This is a genomic window from Nostoc sp. UHCC 0251, assembly GCF_034932245.1.
Classification (GTDB): domain Bacteria; phylum Cyanobacteriota; class Cyanobacteriia; order Cyanobacteriales; family Nostocaceae; genus Nostoc.
In genome coordinates, this window is sequence record NZ_JAYGHD010000222.1 from 1 (window position 1) to 3,496 (window position 3,496).

The following is a 3,496-nucleotide window of genomic DNA, read 5'->3' on the forward strand; positions in this document are numbered from 1 at the left end:
ATAAAAAAGAGGGGTAAAGGTTAAAGGGTAAAGGGTAAAGGTATGAATTAGGTTGTCCACAAGGGGCAAGGTTTTTACGTTAAGTTGACACCCATGACGGCTGGCAGATACGCCATCGCAGCTACTTTTAGGAAACTCCAAAAAATAAATTATCCAATTTACTCAGATAATATTCTTCTTTCTCCCCCTGCCCCTCTGCCCAATACTTCTCGGTTAAGGGGAAAAGGGGAAGAAAAAACTTTTAACCCTTACCCTTTACCCTTTACCCCAAACCCGATTTTGAGTTAGAAATGCTTAACCGAGAAGTATTGCCCCTCTGCCTACACACCCATAGGATATTTTTTTACTTGGAAGTCCCTTAAAACGGGTTCTCCAAAAGAGTAGAAGTCGGCATAGCCTTTATTTGTTGCCTGACTTTGCCTTTCATATTAAAATTTGGGAGTAATACTTTTGGTTAATGCAGTCAAACGTTCAATTCGGATATTAAAGATGCGCCCCTGCATGTCTGATTTCCTTTATCACCCTACAGGATTTATCTTCTTCCATTTCCAACCCTTTTTTGCGGTGGGCTGTACTTATGGTAGGTGGGGGCAGGCGATCGCTTAGGTGCGATCGCATCACTGGTTAATTATCTGTTAACAATTTACTGGGTGCAGAGAGTTGGCTCATATGTCATCCTAGATTTATGAGAATTAATTCAGTGATGTCTTTGGTTTTAGTATTGAAAGGCTTTTTCCTTTTAGTATTTACAGACTACTCAGAGAAATTAAAATCTCTACACAGTGATGATTTTGGAGAGAATCGATGTCAATTTATGTAGGTAACCTCTCTTATGACGTTACACAAGAAGATTTAAGTGGTATTTTTGCAGAATATGGTACTGTAAAGCGCGTTCAAGTACCTACTGACCGTGAAACAGGTCGTCCACGAGGCTTTGCTTTTGTGGAAATGGGAACTGAAGCTGAAGAAACAGCTGCTATTGAAGCTCTCGATGGTGCTGAGTGGATGGGTCGTGACCTGAAAGTGAATAAGGCTAAACCCAAGGAAGATAGAGGTGATAGAGGTTCCTTTGGTGGAAACCGAGGAGGATACGGCGGTGGCGGCGGACGCGGCGGACGCTACTAACCTTGGAAACAAAAAAAAATTACCAAGAGTCTTAAGGTCAGACAAATAAGAGTCTGTCTTTTTTTTGTAATGTGACTGCCTGCATACCCATTGATGAAGTCAACTTAGTTAGGAGAAATAATGACCCAAGTAATTGTAGGTGACAATGAACACATTGAGTCAGCCTTACGAAGATTTAAGCGAGAAGTTTCCAAGGCTGGAATTTTTCCAGACATGAGAAAGCATCGTCATTTTGAAACACCCTTAGAAAAACGCAAGCGCAAAGAAGTTGCCAAGCACAGACAAAGTAAGAGAAGTTTCCGTAACTAAGGGCTGACATACAGCAGAATTCAGGAGTCAGAAGTCAGAAGTCAAACAGGCTTTATACCTTGCTTTGAGACTTAGCTTGTGTACTTCACATTCCTGGAAATCCGCTGTAAATTATGAATGAATGCCCTCATAGATTCTATGAGGGTTTTCCTTTTGCCTATTTAAAAAATCAGGAAACCTAAAGAAACGCTAAAATCAAGTCAGCCTTTGTATTGTAGCGGTTGTGTCCCACATCACTCAGAGTGCGGTTCACTGCATAAATCCTGATTGTCAACGTCCTTATCCCCAGCCTTGGGGAAACAAATTTTGTAACAGCTGTGGCGCACCGCTAGAGTTGTTAGACCGCTATGTTCCACTTCAGCCATTGGGATCGGGAGGATTTGCTCAAATCTACACGGTTTGGGATGAAAAAACTCAAACAGAGAAAGTGCTGAAAGTGTTGGTAGAAGATTCACCAAAGGCACTGGAGTTATTTACCCAAGAGGCGGCGGTTTTATCTAATTTGCACCATCCAGGTGTCCCCAAAGTCGATGCTGAAGGGTATTTTCAGGTACAACTGTTTAACCCCAAACCACACCAACTACCTTGTCTGGTAATGGAAAAAATCAATGGGCGGACTTTAGAGGAGATATTAAAAAAGTTTCCCCAGGGGTGTCCAGAGAGTTTGGTTTTAAACTGGTTTGCCCAAGCTGTACAGATTTTACAAGAATTACACAAACGTCAGATTCTTCACCGGGATATCAAACCTTCTAATTTAATGCTGGGCAACTCTTCGCCAGTTGTAACCCCGCCTCAAGGGCAAACAGAGGGCGATCGCTTGGTCTTAATTGATTTTGGAGGAGCGAAACAATTTAGCCCCTCTAAGCTGCGTTCTCAGTCTAGTTCCACGCGATTATTTTCTTCTGGCTACAGTCCACCAGAACAAGTGACTGGAGGGATTGTCGGGCCAAGTGCTGATTTTTATGCCCTTGGTCGAACGGTGATTGAACTACTCACAGGCAAGTACCCGCTAGAGTTGGAAGATCAGCAAACGGGGAAATTGAAGTGGCGAACTGCGGTAAATGTCAACCCCCAATTGGCAGATTTGCTGGACGAGATGGTGCAAGAGGATGTGCGATCGCGTCCAGCAAATGCAGCTATGATTCAAAGACGCTTGGCGAAGATTTCTCAACCATTACCGCCACCAGGATTATTTGCCCAACAGCGAGACAACATTAAGCAAGCCTCAACGCAAGTTTCCCAGAAATTTACACTGCTAACACAAGCTATTGGACAAGTTTTAGCTAACTTTAGCCAAGCTGTAACTAAAACCGTTACTTTCATCGCTCAGGCAATCATCAAAATTTTGCAAGCTTGTTTGGCGACGATTTGGGCGATGATCCTGGCTTATGTTGGCGCTTGTTTTGGTGCGATCGCAGGTTTTATTTTGGCATATCACACCAGCTTGGGGCGTCAGGTTGTGGAATTTATTTCGAGTCAGCTAAACCAATTAGTGCCAAATACTCAACCCGTCTTCGGGGCAGATATTTTGGTGTTCGTCGCCGCAGGTTGGGGAACCGCTTGGGGACTGACAGTATCCGGGTGTTTTGGTCAACAGCGGCGCTTTTTGGTAGCATCACTGATGGGCATGATTAGCTATGGCTTCGGCTGGTTAGTTTTGCAATTAATCACACCAAAAGATAGCGGTGAGGGCTTAGTGGCAGTGATTCTAGTGGCAGTTTGCCTACTCACCTTGAGTTTAGGTCTTCGTAGCCATCACATAGTCTACGCCGTGTTCACTGCCTTTGGTAGTGCGATCGCCTATGCAGTTATGATTCTTTTGAAGTTAGCACCTCCGATCTTCCAATTCTCTAGTCAACCAGGTTGGTCAGAGTTGCAGTTACCTCTGATTTTTTTTGGTTCTGTGGGCGTCTTTATCAGCTTTTGGTTAGCAGTGACTTACTACCTAATTGTCCCTGGGTTGCGCCTTTTAGGATGGCGATGAAGGAGGCAGGGGGAGCAGGGGGAGCAGGGGGAGCAGGGGAGGCAGGGGGAGCAGGGGGAGCAGGGGAGGCAGGGGAGG

Annotated in this window: 3 protein-coding genes; all 3 read left to right on the forward strand. The window is 44.5% G+C overall.

Features of this window, described 5'->3' with window-relative positions; all coding sequences use genetic code 11:
• Positions 1–804: 804 nt before the first annotated feature.
• The 3 genes from VB740_RS17585 to VB740_RS17595 all read left to right on the forward strand — a co-directional run bounded on the left by VB740_RS17585 (position 805) and on the right by VB740_RS17595 (position 3,418).
• Positions 805–1,125, forward strand: coding sequence for an RNA recognition motif domain-containing protein (locus tag VB740_RS17585; RefSeq protein WP_012407715.1), 321 nt, complete (start codon positions 805–807; stop codon positions 1,123–1,125).
• Positions 1,126–1,245: 120 nt separating this feature from the next.
• Entirely contained in the window at positions 1,246–1,434 is a 189-nt protein-coding gene (gene rpsU, locus VB740_RS17590; RefSeq protein WP_012407716.1) for a 30S ribosomal protein S21, read from the forward strand.
• Between the two features lie 223 nt (positions 1,435–1,657).
• Positions 1,658–3,418, forward strand: coding sequence for a serine/threonine-protein kinase (locus VB740_RS17595; protein ID WP_323201252.1), 1,761 nt, complete (start codon positions 1,658–1,660; stop codon positions 3,416–3,418).
• Positions 3,419–3,496 lie beyond the last annotated feature (78 nt).

Coding starts and splice junctions, on each gene's coding strand:
- rpsU (WP_012407716.1), top strand. CDS start 1,246: ATGACCCAAGTAATTGTAGGTGACAATGAACACATTGAGTCAGCCTTA.
- VB740_RS17585 (WP_012407715.1), top strand. CDS start 805: ATGTCAATTTATGTAGGTAACCTCTCTTATGACGTTACACAAGAAGAT.